The 434-nt window shown below is 63.8% G+C and carries 1 pseudogene; it reads left to right on the forward strand.

Annotated features, from left to right (window positions below):
- Window positions 1-434 (forward strand): annotated as a pseudogene (locus tag D3D02_RS20105) (DNA primase); the annotation flags it as partial.

Here is a 434-nt window from a genome sequence, read left to right on the forward strand (position 1 = left end):
CAAAGACGAGGTGCCGGCCAAGGACTTCATCCGGCGGGATACGTGGCAGACAGATCCGTCGGGGGACCGAACGACATCCGAGTTCAACGACTTCGAGGACGTCGTCGACTTCATTCGACACCCCGCTCGCAACGACCCGCTGGGGCGGAGCAAGTTCGCGCTTGCTGATCCGGAGGTGCTGGAACAACCGGACCCACGTCCCGACGCCGTCTACTACGCGCTGGATCACTGGGAACGACCCTGGGTCCTCCTCGTCGACATCGACGCGAAAGAGATCGCCCGAGACCGAGCGGACGAGATGGTGTCGGCGGCCGTCGATGATCAGGACGACGATGCGCTCCTCGACGCTGCGGGTATCCTCGACACCGCTCCCGAGGGGTATCCATACGCCTTCGAAGACGTCGACCGCGCCATCGAGTACGGGTTCAAGGTGC

It is taken from the genome of Halobellus sp. Atlit-38R, assembly GCF_003665925.1.
Classification (GTDB): domain Archaea; phylum Halobacteriota; class Halobacteria; order Halobacteriales; family Haloferacaceae; genus Haloquadratum; species Haloquadratum inordinatus.